Below are 26023 nucleotides of genomic sequence, written 5' to 3'. Positions count from 1 at the left end.
AATTCTTAATCCATTCTTCAACTCAGCCAAGCTTTTTGGCTCAACTATAACAAGCTTTTCCTAGGCTGGTTGATCTTATTCTTGAACGCAAAAAACCGAAACCTGGATACGTGCTCCAGGCTTCGGTTAATTCAATACATATCTTCAATTCAGTCAATTCATGTAAAAGTAAAATAGAATAGAGGTCATACACCCGAGTAGGCCATAAAGCCGCCATCCACAGGAATAACCGTGCCTGTAACAAAACCGGACTGCCGTTCATCAGCCAGCCACATCAGCGTGCCCAGCAAATCTTCCGGTTTACCGAAGCGTCGCATGGGCGTGTGCGCAATGATTTTGCTTGAACGTTCGGTAGGGGAGCCATCCGGCTTCAGCAGCAGATTACGATTTTGTTCCGTCAGGAAGAACCCTGGTGCAATGGCGTTTACCCGGATTCCCGATTCTGCCAAATGTACGGCAAGCCATTGCGTGAAATTGTTGATCGCGGCTTTGGCTGCACTGTACGCAGGAACTTTGGTCATGGGCGAAGGGGCACTCATCGACGAAATATTAATGACGGTAGCTGGAACATTACGTTCAATCATTTGTCTTGCGAAAATCTGGGTAGGGATGAGCGACCCAACAAAATTCAGATCCATCACCTGACGGAACCCCTCTACACTTACATCAAAAAAAGTAGTGATATCGGGCTGCTCCAAATCTTCCTGTTTGAAAATTTCATTTGTGGTATTGGCGCTAGCATGGTTGCCACCTGCTCCGTTAATAAGGATGTCGCAGGGACCCAGCTTCTCCTGAACCACAGCTGCTGCCGCTATAACGCTATCGGCCTGGGTTACGTCACAAGCTACAGCGATTGCTTTCCCGCCTTGAGCCTCGATTGCTGCAACAACTTCTTCCCCTTTGGATACGGTCCGGTTCAGAATGGCTACACTTGCGCCATGCCGTGCGAGCTCTTCAGCCATAGAACGGCACAGGACACCTGCTCCGCCAGTAATTACGGCTGTTCTGCCTTCCAGACGGGTTGATCTTTCTTTGGCAAAATCATTCATGCTTTTGACCTCCTTTGCAGGGAATCCCAGACGCCCCACAGATACATAATTCCCAGAGCCCGATCATAGAGTCCATATCCCGGTCTGCATTGTTCACCCCAGAGATGACGTCCGTGGTCCGGTCGTGCATAACCTTCAAATCCAGTATCATGATAGGCCTCCACAACTCCTGCAATATCGACATTTCCATCCTGACTGCGGTGAGAGGTCTCGATAAAGTCACCATTATCGTAGATTTTGACATTACGAATATGCGCAAAAGGGATACGGTCCTTGAACTCGTGGATCATGCCGATAATATCATTATTCGGATTGGCCCCAAGTGAGCCGCTGCACAGAGTCACACTGTTGTAAGGGCTATCATACAGGTTCAGGTATCTGCGAACATTGTCTTGGCTCGTAATAATCTTCGGTAGACCAAAGATCGGCCATGGCGGATCATCCGGATGGATGGCCATTCGAATCCCTAATCGTTCAGCAGTGGGAATGATCTCCTGCAGGAAATAACGGGCGTGTTCCCACATATGGTCCTCTGTTACATCCTTATAGGCTTCGAACAGTCCTGTTAAATACTGCAACCGCTCCGGTTCCCAGCCAGGCATGGTTAAAGCTGAATTCTCGGTAATCCGGCGTACCAGTTCAAGAGGCTCAATATCGGCGAGTTTCTTGTGCTCGTAGAAGAGGGCAGTAGAGCCATCCTCCATCTCCTTATGCATATCGGTACGCAGCCAATCGAAGATCGGCATGAAGTTGTAACAGATGACTTTAACGCCTACCTGGGCAAGTTTTTCCATCGTTTTTTTGTAATTGTCTATATATTGGTCACGTGTAGGCAGCCCGAGCTTGATATCTTCATGGATATTCACACTTTCAACGACATCCAGATGCAGCCCGGCTTTGTCAGCAGCAGCTTTCACAGCCAAAATTTTATCCATCGGCCATTCCTCACCAGCCGGAACATCGTGCAGCGCCCATACAATACCTTCGACACCGGGAATCTGCCGGATGTGGTCAAGCGTTACGGTATCATTGCCTTCACCAAACCAGCGAAAAACCATTCTCATCACATTCACCTCATCAAGATTAGTCTAAAGAACAGGTAAATCCATCATCATTGAAAATAGGAAGGGTATGTATCCCGCAGGACAGCCAGATCCGTGACGGTTAAGTGCAGATGCTCCTGCATGATGTGCTCCGCCGTTCGGGCATCGTGCTCCTGTATGGCCTGAACCATGGATCGATGCTGCTCAAGCAGGTGATCCCATTGATGATCCGAAGACAGGCGGAGCATCCGGCTCCGGTTCAGATGCACGTTCATATGCTGGATCACGGACCAGGTATTACTTTTGTTGCAGCCTGCAAAGAGAGTACTATGGAATTCCTCATCCAATCCGAACATCCGTTCATCATCCGGTTTAAGTATGCATTCCTGCTGCTGTGCAAGATTATGCTGCAAAATCTTCATATGTTCATCCGGGAATTGCACACAGGCAAGCCGTATAACCGCACGCTCAAGCTGTTCACGCATGAATCGCGCTTCTTCCACGAGATCCACCTGAATCAGAGATACATAGGTACCCCGCTGCGGATAGACTTCCAGCAGACCTTCCTGCGCTAATCGGACAAAGCTTTCTCGAACAGGGGTCCGACTCACATTGAACTCAAGCGAGATCTCTTTCTCCGAGATGGCGGTACCGGGAGGCAGCTTCAAACTCAAAATCAACTGCTTCAACGTCGTGTAGACCGCCTCACGTGAAGAGAATGCCTGTTTGTTCAGCGAAGATGGGCTTATTAAGGATGATAATAAATCGGCTTTGGATGAAGACCTAGGGGGATATTCCATAACTTCAACTCCTTCAAAGACATACTACCATACTTGTATGGTAGTATGGAAGCGCTTTTATACAACTCATTATATAATTTATCGCGCATGGCTTGCTGTTAGCAGCTTCGAGGAGTAAAATATAGTCATTAGGTTTATATGTTTAAACTAATGGACGCTATAGGCATGATATCTACAGAACTTATTAGAGGTGAAACCATGGGACAAAAAGCATTATCCATTTTCCAAACCTGTATCCCTTTATTCCAGGTACTGAGCGACAACCACCGTCAGGCCATTTTACTTACTCTCAGCGAGAAGGGCAGCATGACGGTGAATGAAATTACAGAACAGTTCAGCCTATCCCGGCCTGCAATATCCCATCATCTCAAGCTGTTGCTTGAAAAGGGACTCATCTCCGTAGAGCAGAAGGGGACACAACGATATTATTCCGCTTCGTTAAAGTCCTCGGTGGAACTTTTGAAAGAACTGGTGGCCGCGATGGAAGAGGAGTGCTTATAGACAGGAGTAGATAGTATGCCTATGCATACAGGCGATTCGTTCGTAAGTTTAAACGGATCATCATTAACTCATAGAGGAGTTGGATTATGTGAGTACGATACAGGAATTAAGCGAAGATGATGTCGAAGAAATTTTACAGCAGCAAAGGCAATTTTTCCGCTCAGGGGCTACTCGTTCAGCCGAGGCTCGCATTGCGCATTTAACCCGCTTGAAACAGGCAATTCAAAAGTATGAGTCCCGTCTTACCGAGGCGCTCTACCAGGATTTGGGCAAGAGTGAGTTCGAATCGTATACAACGGAGATCGGGTTCATGCTGGATAGTATCACGCATACCATTCGGCAAGTGAAGAAATGGGTCAAACCGGTAAAAGTTAAAACCCAATTCGCGCTGATCGGTTCCAAAAGTTATATTATGCCTGAGCCTTATGGTGCGGTATTGATTATTGGGCCCTTTAACTATCCATTCCAGTTGTTAATTGAACCTCTGGTTGGCGCGTTGGCAGCGGGCAATACGGCAGTTCTCAAAGCATCTGAAAACACACCAGCCGTCTCCGCCGTTATTCGTGAGATGATAACCTCCATCTTCGAACCAAATTATGTCCACGTGGTTGAAGGAGCGAAAGACACCACCACGGCGCTTATTAACGCCCCATTTGACTATATTTTTTTTACAGGAAGTGTCCCGGTGGGCAAAATCGTCATGGAGGCTGCTGCCAAAAACCTTGTTCCAGTTACGCTGGAGCTTGGCGGTAAAAGTCCGGTTATTGTGGATAAGCATGCCGATCTAAGCGTCGCTGCACAGCGCATTATATGGGGAAAGCTGCTCAATACCGGTCAGACCTGCATCGCACCAGATTATCTGCTTGTACATGAACAGGTGAAAGATCCATTGATTGCCGAAATGAAAGCAGCGGTAGAGTCGTTCTTTGGTACAGATATCCAGCACAACAGAGACTATGGGCGAATCGTCAACAAGGCCCATTTCAAACGTCTCACGACCCTTATTGAACGCGATCAGGCTCATGTCATTTATGGGGGTCAATCCGATGAGGAAGATCGTTTTATTGAACCGACCTTTATTGATGCCGAATCGTGGGAAGCCGCTTCGATGGAGGACGAGATTTTTGGTCCGATTCTGCCGATTATCAGTTATACCCATATTGATGAGGCGATTGCAGGTATTGTAAAGCGACCCAAACCGCTGGCGCTCTATCTCTTTACATCGGATACACAGTTACAAGATCAAGTGATGCGAGAGGTTTCTTTTGGGGGCGGCTGTATTAACGATACGATTACCCATGTAGCCAATCCAAGGCTGCCGTTTGGAGGCGTGGGACATTCAGGTTTGGGCGCGTATCATGGGCGGTATAGTCTGGAGACCTTCTCTCATATGAAAAGTGTGCTTAAAAAGAGCACTAGATTAAACTTGTCGATTTTATATCCGCCGTATGATAACAAACTGAAGACGATTAAACGTCTGTTAAAATAAAAGAACCGACGTTTAACCATACAGCAATTAAGTTCTGGACTGGACTGATGTTGGATGAATGATACTCATTCGGGAGCAGGCTGCTCCTGTCTGTAGCATGTTGGGGAAACACCCGACCAGCGCTTGAATTGACGGCTGAAATGGGCAATATCTTTATAACCAAGCATGGTAGCAATGTTCTGAATCGACAGCTTGGGGTTACCTAGTAGAACTTTGGCTTCATGCAGAACCATTTCAGATAAATATACGCGCGGAGACTGACCATATACCTGTCGAAATACACGATTACAATGGGAGGAACTGATGCCCAGCTCTGCTGCAATATCATCAATGCCATAATGGCTATCGGACTCACGTCCTTGCTTGAATTGTTGGCTTACCAGCCCTTGCAGCCGATTACGAATCTGGTGAGCCAGCTCGATTTTCTCATATCCGTCCGTGAACAATTGAGCCGCTTCCTGAGAGACCGTTTCCCATAAATGTCCAAACAGTTCAAATACCGCCGATTGCAGCTGCATGCGTTGTACCATCGTACTCGCCGCCCGATTGTCAGCAGAAGACATTAATTTGCGAAGTACAGGCTCGATCTGGCGGGTAACCGGACTATCTGCATCGAACAAAACCTGCTTGATTCGTGCAAGCAAGGAGAGAAATAACTGATCATCAATATCAAAGTGCATGCAAAAATACGTAAAACCCTTGCCATTATGGCTCAGGCTGGAATGAATGCTTCCTGGAGGAATCAGGAGCAATTCGCCAGCCTTTTGAATATACAGCTTGCCATTCACAGTCATGTGTTGTTCGCCTTCCGTTACATAGTTCAGCTCATATTGCGGATGTTCATGCGCCGGATAATCCCAATTCGCCCCGACACTTCGCAAATGAATGGCGAACAGGTTTACCGTGGTTTGTACATCCGGGTAAAACACCTCATGCACACTTTCTCCCAAAGCGGGAGGCAAATAGGTGGAAGACATGGAAGGCCCCCTCGATCATTATAATATAGTGGAATCTATAGTTGCTTCTGAACGGAATGATGGAGATATGAATCGAAACAGATGTAACCGCTTTATTGTATTATAATCTATTAGCTTGATTTGGGTAAATATCCGATTGATTTGACCATGGTCTATGGTGGAATGCCCGTGGTAGGATGGGGCTAATGAAAACGTATGCAAACCATTTTGAGAGGGGTCATCGTTCATGAGCACTTCCAAATCCATCTTTTATAATGCCCATCACTCACCGATCGGGGCTTTTGCCAGCTTTACGCTTGGATACAAAGGAGCCAAAGGCGGACTAGGTCTGGAGCTTGGCAAGCCAGCAGATCAGAATGTATATATCGGTTTACAATCTCGTCATAGTGAGAACTACGAAGCTTTACCGTTTTTCGAGGCTGTTGAGGATGCGAGCGTTCGGTATGATGTAGAGAAAGTAGAGAATTCGGATTCTGATCTGACGTCATCGACTTCGGCGGAAACTGGTGCGAGCACGCCGGCGGCAGTTACAGCACAAACGTCACGTCCGCTGATTTCTGCGTTTCGCGATGAGGATATTACCCGTGAATTCACTTCGGGAACAGATACATGGACGGCCGGTGATCTGACTTTTCGTATTTACTCACCTGTGCGGCCTGTACCTGAACCATTGCGCGGCGAACGCGAAGCGTTAATGGATGCGCTTGTACCTGCAGTGCTGGTCGAGATGACGATTGATAACACGCAAGGACAGCAATCGCGTAAAGCATACTTTGGCTATCAGGGGAATGATCCTTACTCTGCCATGCGTATCATCGGAGGACCAGAGGGTGGAGCATTAACGGGTGTTGGACAAGGACGCCTAACCGCAATTTTGTCTGCGGATGAGGAACTATGGCCTGCTCGCGGGTTCACGCTGGAGAAGATATTGCAGGAGAAACATCGTGAGAACCTGGCTTTCGGATTGGGCGAAACAGCTGCGTTGTTGATGGAAGTTCCAGCCGGTGAGAAGCGTACGTATCAATTCGCCGTATGTTTCTATCGTGGTGGGATCGTTACTTCGGGTATGGACACGACCTACTGGTATACCCGTTATTTTGCGGATATCCTGGAAGCCGGGAAATATGCGCTTGACCGTTTCAGCGCGTTGACTGCTTCCTGTGCTGAAGTGGAACAACGTCTTGGCGTATCTGCTTTGAGTGAGGACCAGTCGTTTATGCTTGCCCATTCCATTCACAGCTACTATGCAAGTACACAGCTGCTGGATGCAGATGGCGAACCGTTCTGGATCGTAAATGAAGGCGAATACCGGATGATGAATACCCTGGATCTCACCGCAGATCAGCTGTATTTTGAGCTTGCTTTAAATCCTTGGACCGTGCGTAATGAGCTGGAGTGGTTTGTGAAACGGTACAGTTATACGGATCAAGTGCGATTCCCGGGCGATGAGAAGGAATATCCGGGCGGCATTACGTTCACGCATGATATTGGCGTAGCCAATGTATTCTCGCGTCCTGGACACTCCGCTTATGAACTGGTAGGCATTGATGACTGCTTCTCCCAAATGAGCCACGAGGAACTCGTGAACTGGCTATGCTGTGCGACTGTATATATTGAACAAACACAGGATCGGGAATTTGTTAAAGAAATGCTTCCCGTCATTCGTGATTGCTTCGAAAGCATGTTGAACCGGGATCATCCGGATGAACAACAACGCAATGGCCTGATGGGACTGGATAGCAGTCGCACCAAGGGTGGAGCTGAAATTACCACCTATGACAGTCTGGATGTATCGCTTGGACAATCGCGGAATAACATCTACCTGGCAGGCAAATGCTGGGCCGTCTATGTTGCACTGGAGAAGTTGTTTGCTGCGGAGAAACTGGCTGAATTGTCTCATCACGCAGGACGTCAGGCAGATCGCTGTGCAGCCAGTATTGCAGCTCAGTTAACCGACAGTGGCTACATTCCGGCAGTTATCGCTGAAAATAATGATTCCCGCATCATTCCGGCCATAGAAGGATTGGTATTCCCATACTTTACAGGCTGTGAAGGTGCGCTGGATGTAAATGGCCGTTTCGGACCTTACCTGCAAGCACTTCGAACCCACCTTAAGACTGTTCTTGTACCTGGTACTTGTCTATTTGAGGATGGAGGCTGGAAGCTGTCCTCTACGAGCAATAACTCATGGCTTAGCAAAATATATCTGTCCCAGTTCATTACAAGAGAACTACTCGACGTGGAATGGGATGAAACAGGGAAGGCTGCGGACGCTGCCCATGTAAACTGGCTGTTGCATCCAGAGGAATCCTACTGGTGCTGGAGTGACCAGATCCTGGCGGGTGTAGCGGTCGGAAGCAAGTATTACCCGCGCGGAGTAACATCGATTCTATGGCTGCTCGAAGGCAAAGGTAATCGTTTGGAACAAATCTATGCCAGTAAGGAGGCTGTACAATGAGCAACACAACCGTTCAAACTAATATCTCTGGCCCGCAGTATGATGCGTGGCTTGGATATCTTCAAGGTCAATCCGGAGTGAAGGGAGCTGCCCGAAAGGCAGCTCCAGTCTGGGGCCATACCGTGTCGGCGGCGGAAGATCAGGAAATGATATCAACAGCCATAACTGAACTGACTCAGGGATTGGATAAGCTTTTTGGCATCAAGCTGAAAGTTAGTCAGGAAGTTACCAGCCAGGTGAGTGATCCGGATTTAGCCAATCAAGAGGCCCAAGGGATATGGCTTGGCACATGGACAGGCTCGGAAGCTGTAGCTCAGGCCTTCAGCGAAACGGAGCGCTCAGCTGTACACGGGGAAGGCTATATGATCCGCGAAGATAAGGAGCGGGGCAGACTGTTTATTGGTTCGGAAACCCCTCAAGGTGTGCTGTACGGGACTTTTCATTTGTTAAGAGAACTTGTCCTGGATCAAGAAAGCACTAACGATGCGCAACCGGCTGCTGGAAGGTTAAGCTACATTGCGGAGCAGCCCGTGAATGCATTACGGATGATCAATCAGTGGGATAACGTGGACGGCAGCATTGAACGTGGCTATGCGGGGAAGTCCATTTTCTATGCAAATGGAGAATTCACTCGTGATCTTGGGCGTATCCGGGATTATGCCAGATTGCTTGCTTCTACAGGCATTAACGCCATTTCGATTAATAACGTTAACGTGCACCAGCGTGAGAGCCTGTTCCTGACGGAACGTTTCCTGGGTGATGTTGCAAAGGTGGCTGCCGAATTCAGAGCGTACGGCATCCGATTGTTCCTGAGCGCCAACTACGCAAGTCCGATAGAGATTGGTGGATTGCTTACGGCAGATCCGCTGGATGAGCAGGTCCGTGAATGGTGGAACATTCAGACAGCCAAGGTATATGCGGCAATCCCGGATTTTGGCGGCTATCTGATCAAAGCAGATTCGGAGAATCGTCCTGGCCCATTTACGTATAACCGGGATCATGCGGATGGAGCGAACATGCTGGCCGAAGCACTTCGCCCGTTTGGTGGACTGGTGATCTGGCGCTGCTTCGTTTATAACTGCAAGCAAGACTGGCGTGACCGTTCCACGGATCGCGCGCGGGCGGCATATGACCACTTTAAGCCACTGGATGGCCGCTTTGCAGAAAATGTCATTTTGCAGATCAAGAATGGACCGATGGACTTTCAGGTTCGGGAGGCCGTATCCCCACTGTTCGGGGCCATGGAGAACACGAATCAGGTACTGGAATTCCAGATTACGCAGGAATATACGGGCCAGCAGCGGCATCTGTGTTATCTGATTCCACAGTGGAAAGAAGTATTAGATTTTGATACGTTTGCCAAGGGGCCGGGTTCTGAAATTAAACGTATTGCTGACGGCTCTCTATACAACAGACCTTATAGTGGCTTTGCCGCAGTCTCCAATATCGGCGCAGACGCTTGCTGGACAGGGCACCCGCTTGCTCAGGCGAATCTGTATGGATATGGAAGACTGGCCTGGAATCCAGAGCTGTCATCGGAAGAGATCGCTGAAGAGTGGGTGAGACTTACCTTCGGACATAATGAAGAGGTCGTTCGTCTAATCTCTGGCATGCTTCTGAATTCGTTGGAAATCTATGAAAATTATACGGCTCCGCTCGGTGTAGGCTGGATGGTTAATCCGGAGCACCATTATGGACCGAATGTGGATGGCTATGAATATTCCAAGTGGGGAACGTATCACTTTGCCGATTGTAATGGCATTGGCGTGGACCGGACGGTGAGCAGTGGAACGGGATATACATCGCAATACCACCGGGAAAATGCCGAAAGATATGAATCCGTAGATTCCTGTCCAGACGAGCTATTGTTATTTTTCCATCATGTCCCGTATACCCATGTCCTGCATTCTGGGAAAACGGTCATTCAGCACATTTATGATACACACTTTGCTGGTGCAGAGCAGGCAGCGACGTTAGCACAAACATGGGGACAGCTGGAAGGCAAGATTGATCCGACTGTTTTTGATAAGGTAGCTACGTTACAGGCTGGGCAGGCGGAGCATGCCAAGGAATGGAGAGATATGATCAATACGTACTTCTATCGCAAAAGTGGTATTGCAGATGAACAAGGAAGAACGATATATTAATCTGGATACGAGAGTGATATAAGCTGAAATAAACATTACACGATAACGGCGAGCCAGAACAAATCTGAGGAAGTGGAGTGTTCACCTGTATCACCTTCGGAGGAAGAACAACGTTGGCATACACGAGAAGGAGGGAACATATGGGACATCATCAATTACCAGAAACCATGAAGGCTGCTGTCATGACAGAGCCTGGGCACATTATCATCGAGGAACAGGCTGTACCCCAGCCGGATGAAGACGAGGTGCTCATTCAGGTGATGGCCGTTGGCGTCTGCGGATCGGATGTGCATTATTTTGAACATGGCAGAATTGGCCGATTTGTGGTTGAGAAACCGATTATACTTGGACATGAATGTGCAGGGATTGTTGCGGCGATTGGCTCGAACGTGTCACGGCTCAAAACGGGAGATCGGGTAGCGATTGAGCCTGGGGTAACCTGCGGACGATGTACGGCATGTAAAGAAGGCCGTTATAACCTGTGTCCCGATGTGCAATTTCTGGCGACACCTCCGGTGGATGGGGCTTTTGTGCAATACATGACCATACGTGAAGATATGGTTTTCCCAATCCCGAATCATCTGTCTTTTGAAGAGGCTGCAATGAACGAACCTTTCTCGGTGGGCATTCATGCGGCAAGACGTAGTAAACTGGCTCCGGGAACCACGCTTGCCATTATGGGCATGGGACCTGTGGGATTGATGGCTGTTGCAGCTGCCAAATCGTTTGGTGTGGAGCGCATCATTGTCACAGATTTGGAGGAAGTGAGGTTGGAAGCCGCTCGTCGTATGGGCGCCACTCATACCATTAATGTGCGGAACGAGGATGCGCTGGCGGTGATACGTGAGTTAACGAACGGTGTCGGTGTAGATACGGCGTGGGAAACTGCGGGTAATCCAAAAGCGCTTCAGTCTGCATTGTATTCTCTCCGGCGTGGAGGCAAGCTTGCTATTGTAGGACTGCCTGCACAGGATGAAATTGCTCTGAATGTTCCTTTTATCGCGGACAATGAGGTGGATATATACGGAATCTTCCGTTATGCCAACACCTATCCTGCAGGAATTGAGTTTCTGAGCTCAGGCCAGCATGATGTGATGTCCCTGATTACTGATCGTTATTCCCTTGAGGAGACACAACAAGCCATGGAACGGGCATTGCACAACAAGAGTGGTAGTCTGAAAGTAATGGTGTATCCGAACGGAAAATGAATTCATTTGAAGGAACCCTGATGTTTAGGGTTTCTTTTTTTGTATTTTTCGCTATAAAAGGATTAAACAAGCTTCCATAACGTGGTATAATGCTTGAAGATTTTAACATATAAAATCATACACACTCATTTTGTTGAATAGCAACTTAGCGAAAGGAACTGAAGGTTGTGAGAACACATGAATTTAGGATTCACTCTGATTTCCACCGGGATGATCTGATGTCTGTATCTTCTCAAGCGTCGCGTTTTTCCTCGGATATTTCATTGTCATTTATGGATGCTGACCATGAACATCGTGTAGATGTCAAAAGCCTGCTCGGAATGGCGCTCCTTCCCATTCGACATGGCAGTGTGGTGAGATTGCAGACACGGGGAAGAGATGAACTTGAAGCGTTGGAATATATGCTGAATGTGCTGGAGAAGGGCTTAACTTGAACTCTAAAACCTGTGCAAATTGCAGTGAATTGTAAAATATTTATCGTTTGTTCAATTCCGACTGGTACTTCGTCCAAAAAAAGAGTATAATAAAATTTAGTTCTATTCTAAGAAGTACCCATATTAAAGGAGTGTAAATAGATTATGCCAAAAGCTGACATCCATCCAAAGACACAAACAGTAATTTTCTTCGATGCAAGTGCTGATTACAAATTCCTGAGTTCTTCGACTAAGTTCTCGAACGAAACTATGGAATGGGAAGATGGTAACTCTTACCCAGTAATCCGTGTGGACACTAGTTCCGCATCCCACCCATTCTTCACAGGTAAACAAAGAAACGTGGACATCGGTGGTCGTGTTGATCGCTTTAACCGTAAATACAACATCAAAAACTAGTCTGTCCATAGATTGCGAAGAAACCTCGGGGATTTGTCCTCGGGGTTTCTTTGTGTCTTGACAATGATAAATAAAAAATTGCATACAATTATTGCGCTTACATATGAAACGGAGGTACACTAGGAAACAGAGTGAGATCATACTTTAGGAGGAAATAGAGATGAGCAGCATCAATCATATGGTAACGTTTACACTTTACGCAGGCAAAGATACACCTGAAGCAGAGGCATTTCTGAACGAAAGTACGGATGCCCTGTCGAATATTCCTGGTGTGGAGCAATTCCAGGTCCTGCGTCAGGTGAGCGAAAAAAATGAGTTTGACTACAGTTTTTCAATGGTATTTGCAGATCAGGCTGCGTATGATGCATATAATGTTCACCCGGTTCATCGCGAATATGTAGAAGAACGGTGGGAAAAGGAAGTTAGTCGCTTCCAGGAAATCGATCTCGTTCAGCACGGGAAATAACATAAACCTCGAAAGCGTTTTCTGTTTTGATGCTATCGAGCGTTAATCTATTTTGTAATCCTTCTTGCTTTATCACTAAATTTCGTTACTACACATGTAGCTCAGAGGAGGGAAACTATCCCTATGAAATTGGATCTTACAGGTAAAACGGCGCTGGTGACTGGAGCAACTGGTCAATTAGGAAGGGTCATCGCTCGTACGTTGGCAGACTGTGGTGCAAATCTGGCGCTGCATTACATAAATAATGAAACAAAGGCCAGGGAGCTTCAAGGTGAGATCGAAGCCATCGGTCAGAAAACGGTCATTATTCAGGGTGATATCACGAAGCAGGATACGGTATTTCGGATGCGTGATGAAATTCAATCCAGCCTCGGAGATGTAGATATTGTGGTTGCCAATGCGGTCATTCAATATGCCTGGACAACAGTGCTGGAACAATCACCGGACGATTATATAAGCCAGTTCGAATCATGCGTGATGCAAAGTGTATATCTTGCCAAAGCTTTCATTCCGGCTATGAAGGAAGCCAGAGCTGGTCGATTCATTGGTATTAATACGGAATGTGCGATGCAGAATTTTGCTACCCAGTCTGCATATACGGCGGGGAAACGCGGAATGGACGGTTTGTACCGTGTGCTGGCAAAAGAGGTAGGCGAGCATCAGATTACGGTCAACCAAGTTGCGCCTGGATGGACAATCAGTGAACGTGACCGCAACAGTGAGCCAGGACATGATGAGGGGTATATTCAAACGGTGCCGTTGAAACGTAGGGGAGAAGATCAGGAAATTGCCAATGCGGTAGCATTTCTGGCATCCGACCTGTCCTCTTTTATCACTGGGGCCTATATCCCGGTCAGTGGCGGCAATGTGATGCCTGCTATTTAATTGTGAATTTGTTGATGTAAATCAATTCAAAAGTATGAATGAACAGCATTATAAACCATCGTGTAACCATGATCCGTTTGTCAGTTCCATGACAAGCGGATTTTTGTATATATCCAAAAATACATATGATTTTGTTTCTAATTTCAAAAAATTGGGGTAAAAGAATAGGTAGTTTAACGCGGTGGAAACATAACTCAAAATAAGCGAATAAAGGAGACCGACCTTTCATGAAAAAAACAATTGCAGACGTTCTGGTCGAAGCATTATTGAACGCAGGCATCAAACGCATCTATGGTATCGTTGGAGACTCCTTGAATGCGGTACTGGATTCCATCCGTCGCTCGGGTAAAATTGAATGGATTCATGTCCGCCATGAAGAAGTCGCTGCTTTTGCGGCCGGGGCAGATGCCCAAGTGAGTGGAAGTATCGCCGTATGTGCGGGCAGTAGCGGACCGGGAAACATGCACTTGATAAACGGTCTGTACGATTGTCATCGGAACCGTGTACCAGTACTTGCCATCGCTGCTCATATTCCTAGTGATGAGATTGGGAGTGAGTATTTTCAAGCGACTCATCCAGAGTATTTATTTCAGGAATGCAGTCATTATTGTGAGGTCATTACAACGGCCAAACAAATGCCGCGTTCCTTTACGATGGCGATGCAGACCGCAGTTGCGCGTTCTGGCGTTTCCGTCATTATATTGCCAGGGGACGTAGCGGCCCTTGAAGCTGCTGATCTGCCAGTGCCGGAGCATGTATACCATCCCACCCATCCAGTTGTACATCCTTCCGAACCTGAATTGCGGAAACTGGCGGAGTTTTTGAATCAAGGTAAAAAAATTACGTTGCTGTGCGGGGCAGGCTGCGCTGGTGCGCGTGAACCTCTCATGCAGCTCTGTGATCGCTTGAAATCCCCAATGGTTATTGCGCTGCGAGGCAAGGAATATCTGGAATACGATAATCCGTATTCGGTAGGCCTTACGGGACTAATCGGTTACTCATCCGGTTATCATGCCATGATGGACTGTGATGTGCTCTTGATGCTGGGAACAGATTTTCCATACAGGCAATTCTTCCCCGAGGATGCAGTTGTACTTCAAGTGGATATTCAGTCTTCACACCTTGGTCGCCGTACGAAGCTGGATTACGGCGTGTGCGGTGATGTGAAGGCTACCATTGAAATGTTATTGCCCTATCTGACGGAAGAGCACAGCGACAAACATTTGCATAAAAGCGTGGAACGTTACGAAAAAGTTCGTAAAGAACTGGATGAGCTTGCTGTTGGGAAACCCGGAAAAATGCCAATTCATCCCCAATACTTAACCAAGGTCATTAGCGATGCTGCCGCCGAGAACGCGATTTTCACCTGCGATGTAGGTACACCTACCGTATGGGCAGCTCGTTATATTGAAATGAGCCGCAATCGCCGATTGCTGGGTTCATTCAGTCATGGCACCATGGCGAATGCTCTACCACAAGCGATTGGAGCACAGGTGTCTGATCCGGGGAGACAAGTCATATCCTTGTCCGGTGATGGCGGCATTGCTATGCTGATGGGTGATCTTTTGACTCTTAAGCAGTATAATCTCCCTATTAAAGTTGTCGTGTTTAACAACGGAGCACTGGGTTTTGTTGAACTGGAGATGAAAGCTGCCGGATTGCTTGAGTCCGGTACCGAGCTTGTGAATCCGAACTTTGCCATGGTAGCCCAAGCGATGGGTCTGGAAGGAATACGGGTTGAAGATCCGGCAGATCTGAAAGGGGCTGTAGAGCGTGCATTAATGCATGATGGTCCTGTTCTGATTGATGTTGTGGTGAATCGACAGGAGCTGTCCCTGCCTCCGAAGATTAATATCAAACAGGCCGAAGGCTTCACCTTATGGATGATGAAGGCAGTATTGAATGGACGTGGCGATGAGCTAATTGAGTTGGCAAAGACCAATTTGCTGAGATAAGGCTTACGTTCGCCTTAGTCTTGACGCAGCACCGTTTCGAACCGTGCACCTAAAGCATCCATCAGACTGAATAAGAAAGAGAGGCTTACTGTAAAGTCACAGTGCCTCTCTTTTTGCGTTTGATGATTTTTATTGTTGGCCTTACAATCCATCATGCCACATGGGAAGATTCGGTCTGAAGTTTAGTGGCAACTCCCGGACGGTAGGCAAGAATGATAATAATCATGGCAATGACGACCCCCAAAGCTCCAATCCAGGTGATGGATGACAATGAAACAGCACTGACGGCAATTCCTCCAATACCGGCACCGGCAGCCATCGCGAGTTGCATAACCGAACTGTTCAGACTCAGCATAATCCCAGACGATTCTGGAGCCATCGTCACCAGATTATATTGCTGTGTTGGACCGGAAGACCAAGCGGAAAAGGACCACAGAATCAATACAATGAAGACGGCCGCACCCGAATGAGCTGTGACATTCAGCATAAGCAGACTTATGACATGCAGGGCCATACCCATGAGGAGTGTTCTTTTTACTCCCATACGATCGGCGCTGTATCCTCCGGATTTGGAACCAATCAGACTTGCGATACCAAAAGCCAGCAAAGCGGAACTTAATAACGCTTCACTCATGCCCGCAATAGATACCAGGTAAGGTGAAATATAAGTATACGCAATGGAATAGCCTCCTAACCAGAAAAAGCTGACAAGCAGCGCTAAGCCGATACGAGGTTGCTTAAGAAGGGCTAATTGTTTTTTCAAAGGAACCGGTGCTTCGCCTTCAGATGGCGGGATCGTAATGGCAATAACAATCATGGCAATGACACCCAGAATCGCGATACCTGCAAAAACAAGTTTCCAGTCCCAAGCTGCAGCAACCATTCTTCCCAGAGGAACTCCCACGATCAAGGATGCGGTAAATCCGGTAATAACCGTTGCGATAGAGCTGGCCTGTTTACCCACAGCCGCTATTTTGGCCGCGATCGTCAAGGATGTAACAACCACCACCCCGGCTCCCAGAGCCATCAAGACTCGTGCGGCGATGAACAGTCCGTATCCAGGAAGAAAGAAGGCCAAGACGTTACCTATGACAAATAGTCCAAGGAAGTAGAGCAGCAGCTTGCGTCGGTCGATACGGGATGTTAAGGCAATTATGATGGGCGTACCGAGCGCGTAAACGAGTGAAAAGATCGTAATCAGCTGTCCCGCAGCAATTAATGATATATTCATGGTGTCAGAAATCCTGTCCAGAATACCCGCAATGACATATTCGGAGGTCCCTACAAGAAAGCTGACCAAGGCGAGAACATAGATTTTCCATGTGTTAGACATGAGCATATAACCTCTTTCTGTTTGTTATTATTATATTTTTAGAAATATAGAAATAAAGACAAGAGAACGGGATAACAATATTATGAATGACCGATGAGACATGGTTGAGCAGTTAAACCATCAAATTGTACTGGGTGTTTTGGCAAAAGGATAGTTATGCAACTACGATGAGTCTCTGCATTCCAATGTGCCAGAACGAGTGTTTAATTGTTGATTTCATATTTCTAGTATTATAGAAATAACAGACAAAAATTTATCTATCCAACAGATAAGGAGCGAATCTCTGGACAGTTTCTGTGTTCAGGCTGTAATAAATATACGTGCCTTTCTTTTGTGAGGTCAACAAACCACAATCGGATAGCTGCTTCAGGTGATGAGATAGGGTGGAGAGCGCTACCGTTACAAGCCTATTTTCCAAATCAGCTGGACACAGGTTGCTTTCACCCGAAAGGATCTGAATAATTTTATATCGCGTTTGTTCGCCCAAAGCTTTATGAATTTTGACGGCCTGTTCATCAATCGTATTGGATTGCATCAAAATCGTTCCTTTCGTCTTTATTTCTTATTTCTATAAATATTGAAATAACTTTATCATGTCTTTTGAAAAAAGTAAACTCCCTACGAAGAAGATCGTTACTTTCAGTCGAAAATGAATCAACTGAAGCAAAAACCTTTGCAGGGAGTTGGAAGGTCGATTCAAACTCACTCTTATTGTCGTTCGAGAGACTCGACGTATTCTTTGGCATCTTTCAGTGATAGGTTTCTGGCTTCACGAGCCTTTTTGATTGCAATGATTTTCTTGCCCTGTTGTGCAAGTGCCTGCAGCTCCCTATCAAGTTCAGTCAGGTCAGCCTGTGACGGTGGAGGTGGAGACACATTCACTGAAGAAGCGTTATGACTAAGAGGGAAGTGTGCAGTACTACCTGCTTCATTCTCCAGGCGCTCTACATCCCTCTTCAGTTCATTCAGCTGGGTCTGCAAGCTGATGACACGAACCAATAAGATGAGAATAAGAATTAAAAAAACGACTAAAACAATGGTGTTTATTTCCATGCAGCCAAGTGCCTCGCTTTCCTTACTCCAAATACATCTATTTAAGCTGTACCGGGATTTCCTTAACACCGCGAACGATCATGCCAGGTCTCCATTCAAGTTCATTCACATCCGCCTGAAGCTGCATATCCGGAAAGCGACGAATTAACGTGTTGATAGCAATCTCACCTTCGAGTCGCGCGAGAGGGGCTCCCAGACAGAGATGGATGCCTTTGCCAAATGCCAGATGGGTGCTCTTCTCGCGAGTGATATCAAACACATCCGCATCCTTAAACTTCGCTTCGTCCCGATTCGCTGAATCCAGCGCAACGATAACAAGCTCACCTTCAGCGATATGATGTCCATGAAATTCGATGTCTTCTGATGCCCAGCGAGACGTACTGAATTCAACCGGACCGTTATAACGCAGCATTTCCTCAACAGCATTATGGATCAACTCAGGCCGCTTAATCAGCAGCTCGCGTTGTTCCGGGTGCTCCAGAAGGGCAAGTATACCATTGCCGATCAGATTAACGGTTGTTTCGTGTCCGGCGATAATGAGCAGCGCGACTACACCAAGCAGTTCCTTTTCAGTAAGCTGCTCTCCTGATTCTTCTGCCACAACAAGCTGGCTGATCAGATCGTCGCCCGGCTGCTCACGTACTTTGGCAAACCAGGCATTCAGGTAATCAATGAACTCTTTGGCATGCTTCTCAAACACTTCGGAATTTTCCTCGCTTGTCGCGTCGATGATGGAATTGGACCACAGACGGAATTTGTCCTGATCTTCAAGAGGAACACCGAGAATTTCGCTGATGACAATAATCGGTAACGGAAAAGCGAACTCATCAATCAGATTCATCTTGTCCTGGGAATTAAGATTATCCAGAAGATCGTCGGCAATATCCTGAATATGGCTTCTCATACCTTCAATCAGCCTTGGAGTGAATGCCTTCTGTACAAGTCCACGCAGCCGACGATGATCGGGCGGATCGGAAAAAAGCATGTTATGCACAAAAATATTATCTTGATCCGGCCCATAACGTTTAATGACGTCCTTGCTGAAGCGATTGTCTTTCAATACCTCGACCGCATCCTCATATCGGGTAATAATCCAACCGAAATCACCATGAGGGAACAGGACTCTGTGAATGGGATCATTCTGTCTCAGTTTTTCATATACCGGATAAGGATTTTGTGTAAATTCTCGGCTAAAGAACTCCGTCTGTGAAGTTTCATTTGTACTCAAATAGTTAATCTCCTCTCATCAAAAGCTCGTACTGTTACGTATCTTCTCTAAGGGATCATATGTTAATTTCGGTGGCTTCATACGAAAAGCCTGCACCATCTATATATTCAATATTTTAGCGATTGAAACCTTGCTTATGACTAACAAATATGGTACGAAAAGCGTATGTACAGCTCAGCACTCAGATTGGATTTCTAACTTTCCAAAGTTAACGGTTATATTGGCTCAGATGTCATATATCCTCGCTTATGATGCATACCCATACCAGTAGGCGAATGCTGTCTTAAGGAGGAAACAGGCATGTCCATGAGCGAACCTCTGTTAACACAAATTGTTAATCAACATATCCCGGCTGACGCGACTGTCGTCACCATTGATAAACCGGTCCAACATCCGGCCATTTATGCTTCAGATTTAACCGGAGACGGAATGCCGGAGATTGCTGCTATATATGAGCAGGGCGGAGAATTAATGCTGCTTGTTCTGAAATTTTACCAGGGTCACTGGATCAAGATGTCTTTGACTAAAGGCTTGGGGTATGGCGTTACCTTGCTGACAGCGGCATCTGTGACATCTACGGCGAGAAATAATCTCATTGTCGGTTGGCAGATCGGTGCGATCTGGTCGAAGCTTTCTGTATACGATTGGACGGAAACGGGACTGACAGATTTGGCGCCAGAAGATTTGTATTACAGCCATGCAGAAATCATTGATATGCCTGGTCCCCACGGCAGAGATGGCAAAGTGGAGATTGCACTCTGGATTCATGATACAGGTGAAGCTTATCGGGTCGAGATCATCCGCTGGCAGAATGGGAGATGGGTTCCCGCAACAGATGTATACCCCTATTACTTTCCTAAGGTCGTGAAGTATTACGAACAATGGGTAGAACAGCATCCAGATTATACTTTCTATTGGTACTATCTTGCGGACGCTCAGTATAAAGCCGGATTATTTACCGCTGCACTCGTCTCTGTCCAACAAGCGCTAAGTTTCAATGACCCATACCCTTCACGGGAAGCTCTGCTTGAGCTGGAAAAGAAGATTAGACAAGCGATGGGCACAGAGGGTCATGCACGTGAAACGACATGGCTATTTCCGATATCGGTCAGAACAACAACAGGAACCCGGTGGGGTTATATGGATGCCGAAGGTCGTATTCGACTTGAACCGATCCTTGACGATGCCCAAGCCTTTCAACAAAATGGCCTGGCTGTCGTAGTAAAAGACGGGAAGACAGGCATCATCAATCTTAGTGGGCAATTCGTTGTTCAACCTGTATACGATTCCATTAATTCTTTTGCAGAAGGTCGGGCCATTGTTATTGACTCTCAAGGGTTCAAGATGATTGATGAACAAGGTAATCTTCTCACCAAACGGGCCTATCCGTTTATTGCCGATGTGAAGGATGGCCGAGCGCTGTTTTACCTTTCAGACAGCAGTCAGCCAGGTGGGGAAGTCAGTCGTTACGGTTATTTGGACACAGCTGGAAATGAGGTCATTCGGGCGCAGTTCGCTTCAGCGAACGATTTTCAGGATGGCAAGGCCGTTGTGCAGATCAAGGATAATGAATATGCGTTAATCAATCGGAATGGTCAGCGACTGGCGACGTACCCGTATGCCTATGTGGGACCTCTGGGTGACGGATTACTTCCTTTTCAGAAAGAAACATCGGGTAAATACGGTTATATTGACGAAAGTGGTCATGTCCGAATTCAGCCTAGCTTCACCTCGGCTTTTCCGTTTAATGGTGGGTACGCAATTGTGAATACAGCGGAGGACTACAACTCCAGCTATGGCGTTATTAATACACAGGGCACATTTACCATCCAACCCGGCTACAATGATATTCGAGATCTGGGAGAACATCGTCTGGCCCTGGGGCACGCGATTGATCCCAAACAGTCTTTTATGGGTTCGGTCTATGCAATTTCGGATGTCAGCGGCAGCAGGCTTTCGGATTTTGTATATACGGATGTATCGAATTACAAAGGAGGGCTGGCTTCAGCAACGAATGGAACACAAACGTTCTTTCTGGATCTCAATGGGCGACCTGCATCAGGATACCCTCGTGTTGAAGGCTCGGGCACACTTGAATGGGTAGCTCCGGATCTAATCAAGGCTTATGTCGACCAGCGTGTATCCTATGTAAACCGGGCAGGGCAGATCATCTGGCGGCAAAATACAATCGTTACACTTCACCCACCTTATCGTGTACGCGAAGAGAAATATAAGCCCAACCCCGATTACCTCGTGTATTATCCGCAATTGGAAGGGTTAACGGATCAAGCAGTTCAGCTTGCAGTCAACGCCAAGTTAAAGGTCCTATCCCAAGTGAAGCCCATTCCTGCGAATCAGAAGCTGGATTACACGTATACAGGGGATTTTGATATTACATTCTATCAGCAGCAATTGCTTCAACTCAAACTCACGGGTTATAACTACCCGGCTGGTGCAGCACATGGCATGCCTACGATGATCTATGCGATTATTAATCTGAGTAGCGGTCAGATGTATGAGCTCAAGGATTTATTTAAGCCAAACAGTGACTATGTGAAGGTACTCAGCAAAATTGTAGGTGATCAGATCAAAAATGACCCGCAATACTCTTATGTTTTTCCGGACAAGTATGAGGGAATTAGCCCGGATCAGCCGTTTTTTGTCTCACGTGATGCATTGCATGTGTATTTCAGTCCTTATGAAATCGCTCCTTACGTGGCGGGATTTCCAACATTTACGATTCCATTTGCCCAAATCAAGGATATCATTAATACAGAGGGCTCATTCTGGAAAGCTTTTCACGAGCAACGATAACCAACAATGCAATGCATTTCATCCCAGTGCAGAGAGGCCATATGTCCAATATATGGTCTCTTTTCTTTCGCTCAAGTGAATTATCAAATGAACTTAATCAGAATGATGTATTTATTATCCGTATAGAGGTATTATTGCTCCGTTTTGAGGGAGTAGCTGATCGATGTACTGTGAGATATTAAATGGGCGTATAGGGCACTACGTTATATTGAGAATGATTATTAATGTCAGGAGGGGCGAGATGAACACTACATCTGAAGTATCCGGTTTAATGGAAGTAACCAAGGAGCGAAAAGGTCTGCTGATTACAGCAAGTATCTTCTCGATATTATCGAGTCTGCTGCAAATGGTTCCTTTTATCGGAGTGTATAAAATCGTCGAAGAACTGTTAATCCATGCGCGGCAGCCATCTGCCCTAGACAATGTATTGGGGGTTGGTCTCTTTGGGATCGTTGATAGCCGGGCTTATTGCACTCTATATTGGGGGAATGTGCTCGCATATCGCTGCGTTCAACATTCTGTACCAGCTGAGGATAAAGCTTGCTGACCATGTGGCGAAAGTGCCGATGGGATTTCACACCCGAACCGCGACAGGTGAGCTGAAAAAAATCATTGAAGTCAGCGTTGAAAAAATAGAGAAGTTCATCGCGCATCAGCTTCCCGATCTGATAAGCGCGATCGTCATTCCGCTGGTGCTGCTTAGCTATTTGTTCTGGCTTGATTATCGCATTGCACTGGTGTTGCTTGTTCCCATGATCATCGGGTTCTGGCTGCAAAGCAGTCTCTTCCGAAGTGAACGGGGCCGTCAGGCGTATCGTGATTTTCAACATGCGATTGAAGAGATGAATGCAACGGGTGTTGAGTACGTAAGAGGTATGCCCGCAGTAAAAGTATTCGGCATTACAGCGGACTCGTTTCTCACTTTTAGACAAGCGGTGACGCGTTATCGGGATATTTCCTTGAGAATAACGGATTTATATAAAACATCGTATGGCATGTTCTTCATCATCATTATTTCGCTCGTTACCTTTATTGTTCCGATTGGCATTTTACTTTCCAACGGAAACGCAGGCAATCAGTCTTTTGCGATCACCTTTATTCTGTTTCTGATCATTACACCAAGTTTATCCGCGCCATTATTGAAGCTGATGTATCTGGGTAGCGGCATGCGTGAGATCGTGGAGGGTCAGAAGCGAATTGAAGCCGTATTTGCCGAGCCGGTTGTACAAGAACCCAAGTTTCCCAGAGTACCTGATACATATGACGTGGCTTTTCGACAGGTATCCTTCGCTTATGAACATAAGGAGAGCGAAGCGTTTAAACCTGTACTTCAAGAGATTGATTTTGTAGCTAAAGCAGGAGAAATGACAGCATTGGTTGGACCTTCGGGTGGCGGGAAATCCACCATTGCCAATCTGCTCCTGCGTTTCTGGGACGTGCAGCAAGGCGAGATTACGATTGGTGGGGTTCCCATTCAGGAGATGGGGACGGAAAAGCTGATGGAGACCGTTTCGTTCGTATTCCAGGATGTGCATCTTTTCTACGATACGATTGAGGAGAATATCCGTATGGGCAATACAACCGCATCCCGCGAAGAAGTTATTGCGGCAGCTCGAACAGCTTGTTGTCATGAGTTTATTGAGAGGCTGGATGAGGGATATGACACCAAAATCGGAGAAGGTGGCACCTACCTGTCCGGGGGTGAAGCACAACGGATCGCCATTGCGAGAGCATTGCTCAAGGATGCTCCCATTCTCGTATTGGATGAGGCGACAGCGTATGCGGATGCAGAGAATGAACATAAGATCCAGCAAGGTTTGGCTCAATTGGTTCAAGGTAAAACGGTTCTGATTATTGCTCATCGACTCACAACGATTCGTGCAGCAGAGCAGATTCTGGTCATCCGGCAGGGTGCTATCGTTGAGCGTGGGACACATGACCAATTACGTGAGGCGAGTGGTTTGTATGAGCAAATGTGGCAGGCCCATATTCATGCGGCTTCCTGGAAGCTTGGAGGTGCGAAGCAATGATGAAATATTTATACAATATATCGGGTGGTAACCCCCGCAGCCTACTTCCCTCAATTATTGCTGCCATACTGGACGGGATTGCCAAGATCGTTCCCGCTGCACTGCTCGTTGATATTTTCAATACGATATACAAATCTTTTGCTGAGCCGGACATAGGGCTTGATATCCAGCGAATGTGGATTGTCTGCTGCATTCTGTTTGCATGGCTGTTAGTGGAATATGCCGCATACTCATCTCTCTATGATAAAACCTATCGGGCAGCATACAGCCTCGCTGCAACAGGACGCTTAAAGCTGGCTGAACATATTCGTCATCTATCACTGGGTTTCTTCGGCAAAAGGGACCCGGGAGACTTGACCAATCTGATCCTGAGTGATTATGGACAGGTAGAGCATACGATCTCTCACAATCTGTCACAGCTCATCAGTGCGATTGTGCTGCCTGTGTTGGCTTTTGCTGGACTCCTGTTTGTAGATTGGCGAATGGCCGTAGCGATGTTTGTTGCTGTTCCACTGGGGGTGGCTTTGTTATGGCTGACAGACTCCATTCAGGCTCGCTTAAGCGAAAATCATGTGAGAGCCAAGAATGAAGCGGCCAGTCGGCTGCAGGAGTATTTAACCGGTATCCGTGAGATCAAGGCCCACAATATGGGCGGTGAACGATTTGAACGGCTGCGTCGTTCTTTTGACGAGTTGAAGTCGGCATCCATTCGGTTGGAAGGCATTATGGGACCGATGATTATGGGCGCTATGCTGCTGGCGCGTTCAGGTATGACATGGATGATTCTGGCCGGGAGTTATTTACTTGCTGGCGGTGATTTGACACTACCAATATTTCTGTTGTTTTTACTGGTCGGCACGAAGGTGTTTGAACCTCTGACCGTTGTGCTGATGAGTTATGGCGAGATGCGGTACTCAGCATACAGTGCACGGCGCATTATGGAGGTGCAACAGGAGGCACCGATGACAGGAACAGGAAATGTACAGCCTAATCAGGCGATTTCGTTTGACCGCGTGACCTTTGGATATGATGACGAGCAGCCCGTGCTGAAAGATTTGTCGTTTACGATCCCTCCGCATACGATTACTGCTCTTGTAGGCCCATCCGGCAGTGGTAAAAGTACGGTTACCCGCCTCATTGCGCGTTTCTGGGATGTGCAGGCAGGTTCCATTACGATTGGCGGGCAACCGATTAGCCGTATGGACCCGGAGAAGCTGTTGGAGGATATCTCTGTCGTCTTCCAGGACGTATATCTGTTCCAGGATACGATCGGCAACAACATTCGTGTAGGGAAAAAAGAAGCAACCCAGGCAGAGATTGAAGAAGCAGCACGTCGGGCTTGCTGTCATGATTTTATCTCCAGTCTGCCTCAAGGATATGACACGCTCGTGGGGGAAGGAGGATCGACATTATCTGGTGGGGAGAAACAGCGTATATCAATTGCGCGTGCGCTGTTGAAAAATGCATCCATCGTATTGCTGGACGAAGCTACGGCTTCACTCGATCCGGAGAATGAAGCCGCTGTACAGCAAGCGATTAATGAGCTAGTCGCGCACAAAACGGTAATTCTGATCGCCCATCGTTTAAAAACGATCCAAAATGCGGATCAGATCCTTGTTCTGGATCAAGGTCGACTAGTGGAGGAAGGAACGCATGAACAGTTGCTGCTCAGTTCCGGCATCTATTCGCGTCTGTGGCAATTACAGCATGATGCCGAGGGATGGCAGGTAAAGGTATAGCGAATGCACGCAGTGGTC

At 47.0% G+C, this 26023-nt stretch carries 22 protein-coding genes; 14 read left to right on the top strand and 8 right to left on the bottom strand.

Annotated features, from left to right (window positions below; genetic code table 11):
• Nucleotides 1-185 precede the first annotated feature (185 nt).
• The 3 genes from P5G61_RS13405 to P5G61_RS13395 are packed head-to-tail and all read right to left on the bottom strand — an operon-like array spanning nt 186 to nt 2892.
• Nucleotides 186-1049 carry an SDR family oxidoreductase gene (locus P5G61_RS13405; RefSeq protein ID WP_301246999.1) on the bottom strand — a complete coding sequence of 288 codons (864 nt, stop codon included), beginning with the start codon at nt 1047-1049 and terminating at the stop codon, nt 186-188.
• A complete protein-coding gene (gene uxuA / locus P5G61_RS13400) occupies nt 1046-2113 on the bottom strand; it encodes a mannonate dehydratase (RefSeq protein ID WP_301246997.1) in 1068 nt (355 codons plus the stop codon). Before uxuA ends, P5G61_RS13405 begins: the two co-directional genes overlap by 4 nt.
• A gap of 47 nt (nt 2114-2160) precedes the next feature.
• Nucleotides 2161-2892 carry a GntR family transcriptional regulator gene (locus P5G61_RS13395; RefSeq protein WP_301246995.1) on the bottom strand — a complete coding sequence of 244 codons (732 nt, stop codon included), beginning with the start codon at nt 2890-2892 and terminating at the stop codon, nt 2161-2163.
• Nucleotides 2893-3090: 198 nt separating this feature from the next.
• Here P5G61_RS13395 and P5G61_RS13390 point away from each other — a divergent pair, with 198 nt between their 5' ends.
• Nucleotides 3091-3393, top strand: coding sequence for an ArsR/SmtB family transcription factor (locus P5G61_RS13390; protein ID WP_301246993.1), 303 nt, complete (start codon nt 3091-3093; stop codon nt 3391-3393).
• 97 nt (nt 3394-3490) lie between these two features.
• The gene (locus tag P5G61_RS13385) at nt 3491-4882 is read left to right on the top strand and encodes an aldehyde dehydrogenase (RefSeq protein ID WP_301247226.1); all 1392 of its coding nucleotides are present in this window, start codon (nt 3491-3493) and stop codon (nt 4880-4882) included.
• Nucleotides 4883-4947: 65 nt separating this feature from the next.
• On the opposite strand, the gene P5G61_RS13380 is transcribed toward P5G61_RS13385, so the two are convergent.
• Nucleotides 4948-5859, bottom strand: a complete 912-nt coding sequence (locus tag P5G61_RS13380) for a helix-turn-helix domain-containing protein (RefSeq protein WP_301246992.1) — start codon at nt 5857-5859, stop codon at nt 4948-4950.
• 226 nt (nt 5860-6085) lie between these two features.
• Between P5G61_RS13380 and P5G61_RS13375 the strand changes: the two genes are divergently transcribed.
• The 8 genes from P5G61_RS13375 (at nt 6086) to poxB (ending at nt 15808) form a co-directional block, all read left to right on the top strand.
• Nucleotides 6086-8317, top strand: a complete 2232-nt coding sequence (locus tag P5G61_RS13375; RefSeq protein ID WP_301246990.1) for a glycoside hydrolase family 52 protein — start codon at nt 6086-6088, stop codon at nt 8315-8317.
• Nucleotides 8314-10464, top strand: a complete 2151-nt coding sequence (locus P5G61_RS13370) for an alpha-glucuronidase family glycosyl hydrolase (RefSeq protein ID WP_301246989.1) — start codon at nt 8314-8316, stop codon at nt 10462-10464. Before P5G61_RS13375 ends, P5G61_RS13370 begins: the two co-directional genes overlap by 4 nt.
• Nucleotides 10465-10604: 140 nt before the next feature.
• Nucleotides 10605-11672 (top strand): NAD(P)-dependent alcohol dehydrogenase, encoded by a 1068-nt coding sequence (locus P5G61_RS13365; protein ID WP_301246987.1) that lies wholly within the window; start codon nt 10605-10607, stop codon nt 11670-11672.
• Nucleotides 11673-11839: 167 nt separating this feature from the next.
• Nucleotides 11840-12106 carry an HPr family phosphocarrier protein gene (locus P5G61_RS13360; RefSeq protein ID WP_301246985.1) on the top strand — a complete coding sequence of 89 codons (267 nt, stop codon included), beginning with the start codon at nt 11840-11842 and terminating at the stop codon, nt 12104-12106.
• Nucleotides 12107-12250: 144 nt separating this feature from the next.
• Nucleotides 12251-12502, top strand: coding sequence for a type B 50S ribosomal protein L31 (locus tag P5G61_RS13355; protein ID WP_024631957.1), 252 nt, complete (start codon nt 12251-12253; stop codon nt 12500-12502).
• Nucleotides 12503-12662: 160 nt separating this feature from the next.
• Nucleotides 12663-12968, top strand: a complete 306-nt coding sequence (locus P5G61_RS13350) for a Dabb family protein (protein WP_301246983.1) — start codon at nt 12663-12665, stop codon at nt 12966-12968.
• Nucleotides 12969-13091: 123 nt separating this feature from the next.
• A complete protein-coding gene (locus tag P5G61_RS13345) occupies nt 13092-13853 on the top strand; it encodes an SDR family NAD(P)-dependent oxidoreductase (protein ID WP_301246981.1) in 762 nt (253 codons plus the stop codon).
• Nucleotides 13854-14080: 227 nt separating this feature from the next.
• Nucleotides 14081-15808, top strand: a complete 1728-nt coding sequence (poxB, locus tag P5G61_RS13340) for a ubiquinone-dependent pyruvate dehydrogenase (RefSeq protein ID WP_301246980.1) — start codon at nt 14081-14083, stop codon at nt 15806-15808.
• 151 nt (nt 15809-15959) lie between these two features.
• Here the strand turns inward: poxB and P5G61_RS13335 are convergent, their stop codons facing one another.
• The 4 genes from P5G61_RS13335 to P5G61_RS13320 form a co-directional block, all read right to left on the bottom strand.
• Nucleotides 15960-17141 carry an MFS transporter gene (locus tag P5G61_RS13335; protein WP_301246978.1) on the bottom strand — a complete coding sequence of 394 codons (1182 nt, stop codon included), beginning with the start codon at nt 17139-17141 and terminating at the stop codon, nt 15960-15962.
• Nucleotides 17142-17394: 253 nt separating this feature from the next.
• Nucleotides 17395-17676 carry an ArsR/SmtB family transcription factor gene (locus tag P5G61_RS13330; RefSeq protein ID WP_024631952.1) on the bottom strand — a complete coding sequence of 94 codons (282 nt, stop codon included), beginning with the start codon at nt 17674-17676 and terminating at the stop codon, nt 17395-17397.
• A 173-nt stretch (nt 17677-17849) separates the two neighbouring features.
• Complete coding sequence (locus P5G61_RS13325; protein WP_301246975.1) at nt 17850-18194, bottom strand: hypothetical protein; 345 nt, start codon at nt 18192-18194, stop codon at nt 17850-17852.
• 37 nt (nt 18195-18231) lie between these two features.
• The gene (locus P5G61_RS13320; protein WP_301246974.1) at nt 18232-19422 is read right to left on the bottom strand and encodes a cytochrome P450 family protein; all 1191 of its coding nucleotides are present in this window, start codon (nt 19420-19422) and stop codon (nt 18232-18234) included.
• 300 nt (nt 19423-19722) lie between these two features.
• Here P5G61_RS13320 and P5G61_RS13315 point away from each other — a divergent pair, with 300 nt between their 5' ends.
• From P5G61_RS13315 to P5G61_RS13300, 4 genes are all read left to right on the top strand, one after another.
• Complete coding sequence (locus tag P5G61_RS13315; RefSeq protein ID WP_301246972.1) at nt 19723-22236, top strand: WG repeat-containing protein; 2514 nt, start codon at nt 19723-19725, stop codon at nt 22234-22236.
• Nucleotides 22237-22477: 241 nt separating this feature from the next.
• Nucleotides 22478-22783 (top strand): hypothetical protein, encoded by a 306-nt coding sequence (locus P5G61_RS13310; protein WP_301246970.1) that lies wholly within the window; start codon nt 22478-22480, stop codon nt 22781-22783.
• On the top strand, nt 22680-24266 hold the full coding sequence (locus P5G61_RS13305; RefSeq protein WP_301246968.1) for an ABC transporter ATP-binding protein: 1587 nt from the start codon (nt 22680-22682) through the stop codon (nt 24264-24266). The genes P5G61_RS13310 and P5G61_RS13305 overlap by 104 nt, the downstream gene beginning before the upstream one ends.
• On the top strand, nt 24263-26005 hold the full coding sequence (locus tag P5G61_RS13300; protein WP_301246967.1) for an ABC transporter ATP-binding protein: 1743 nt from the start codon (nt 24263-24265) through the stop codon (nt 26003-26005). Before P5G61_RS13305 ends, P5G61_RS13300 begins: the two co-directional genes overlap by 4 nt.
• Nucleotides 26006-26023 lie beyond the last annotated feature (18 nt).

Source organism: Paenibacillus vandeheii (genome assembly GCF_030433635.1).
Lineage (GTDB): Bacteria > Bacillota > Bacilli > Paenibacillales > Paenibacillaceae > Paenibacillus > Paenibacillus vandeheii.
Note: the sequence above shows the minus strand (reverse complement) of the source record. Positions and strands in the feature narration are given on the sequence as shown.

Excerpts from the sequence above, each read along its gene's own strand:
- P5G61_RS13365 (WP_301246987.1), top strand. The coding sequence starts at position 10,605 with ATGGGACATCATCAATTACCAGAAACCATGAAGGCTGCTGTCATGACA.
- P5G61_RS13395 (WP_301246995.1), bottom strand. The coding sequence starts at position 2,892 with ATGGAATATCCCCCTAGGTCTTCATCCAAAGCCGATTTATTATCATCC.
- P5G61_RS13375 (WP_301246990.1), top strand. The coding sequence starts at position 6,086 with ATGAGCACTTCCAAATCCATCTTTTATAATGCCCATCACTCACCGATC.
- uxuA (WP_301246997.1), bottom strand. The coding sequence starts at position 2,113 with ATGAGAATGGTTTTTCGCTGGTTTGGTGAAGGCAATGATACCGTAACG.
- P5G61_RS13370 (WP_301246989.1), top strand. The coding sequence starts at position 8,314 with ATGAGCAACACAACCGTTCAAACTAATATCTCTGGCCCGCAGTATGAT.
- P5G61_RS13325 (WP_301246975.1), bottom strand. The coding sequence starts at position 18,194 with ATGGAAATAAACACCATTGTTTTAGTCGTTTTTTTAATTCTTATTCTC.
- P5G61_RS13335 (WP_301246978.1), bottom strand. The coding sequence starts at position 17,141 with ATGTCTAACACATGGAAAATCTATGTTCTCGCCTTGGTCAGCTTTCTT.
- poxB (WP_301246980.1), top strand. The coding sequence starts at position 14,081 with ATGAAAAAAACAATTGCAGACGTTCTGGTCGAAGCATTATTGAACGCA.
- P5G61_RS13390 (WP_301246993.1), top strand. The coding sequence starts at position 3,091 with ATGGGACAAAAAGCATTATCCATTTTCCAAACCTGTATCCCTTTATTC.
- P5G61_RS13345 (WP_301246981.1), top strand. The coding sequence starts at position 13,092 with ATGAAATTGGATCTTACAGGTAAAACGGCGCTGGTGACTGGAGCAACT.
- P5G61_RS13380 (WP_301246992.1), bottom strand. The coding sequence starts at position 5,859 with ATGTCTTCCACCTATTTGCCTCCCGCTTTGGGAGAAAGTGTGCATGAG.
- P5G61_RS13405 (WP_301246999.1), bottom strand. The coding sequence starts at position 1,049 with ATGAATGATTTTGCCAAAGAAAGATCAACCCGTCTGGAAGGCAGAACA.
- P5G61_RS13315 (WP_301246972.1), top strand. The coding sequence starts at position 19,723 with ATGTCCATGAGCGAACCTCTGTTAACACAAATTGTTAATCAACATATC.
- P5G61_RS13310 (WP_301246970.1), top strand. The coding sequence starts at position 22,478 with ATGAACACTACATCTGAAGTATCCGGTTTAATGGAAGTAACCAAGGAG.
- P5G61_RS13355 (WP_024631957.1), top strand. The coding sequence starts at position 12,251 with ATGCCAAAAGCTGACATCCATCCAAAGACACAAACAGTAATTTTCTTC.
- P5G61_RS13300 (WP_301246967.1), top strand. The coding sequence starts at position 24,263 with ATGATGAAATATTTATACAATATATCGGGTGGTAACCCCCGCAGCCTA.
- P5G61_RS13330 (WP_024631952.1), bottom strand. The coding sequence starts at position 17,676 with ATGCAATCCAATACGATTGATGAACAGGCCGTCAAAATTCATAAAGCT.
- P5G61_RS13350 (WP_301246983.1), top strand. The coding sequence starts at position 12,663 with ATGAGCAGCATCAATCATATGGTAACGTTTACACTTTACGCAGGCAAA.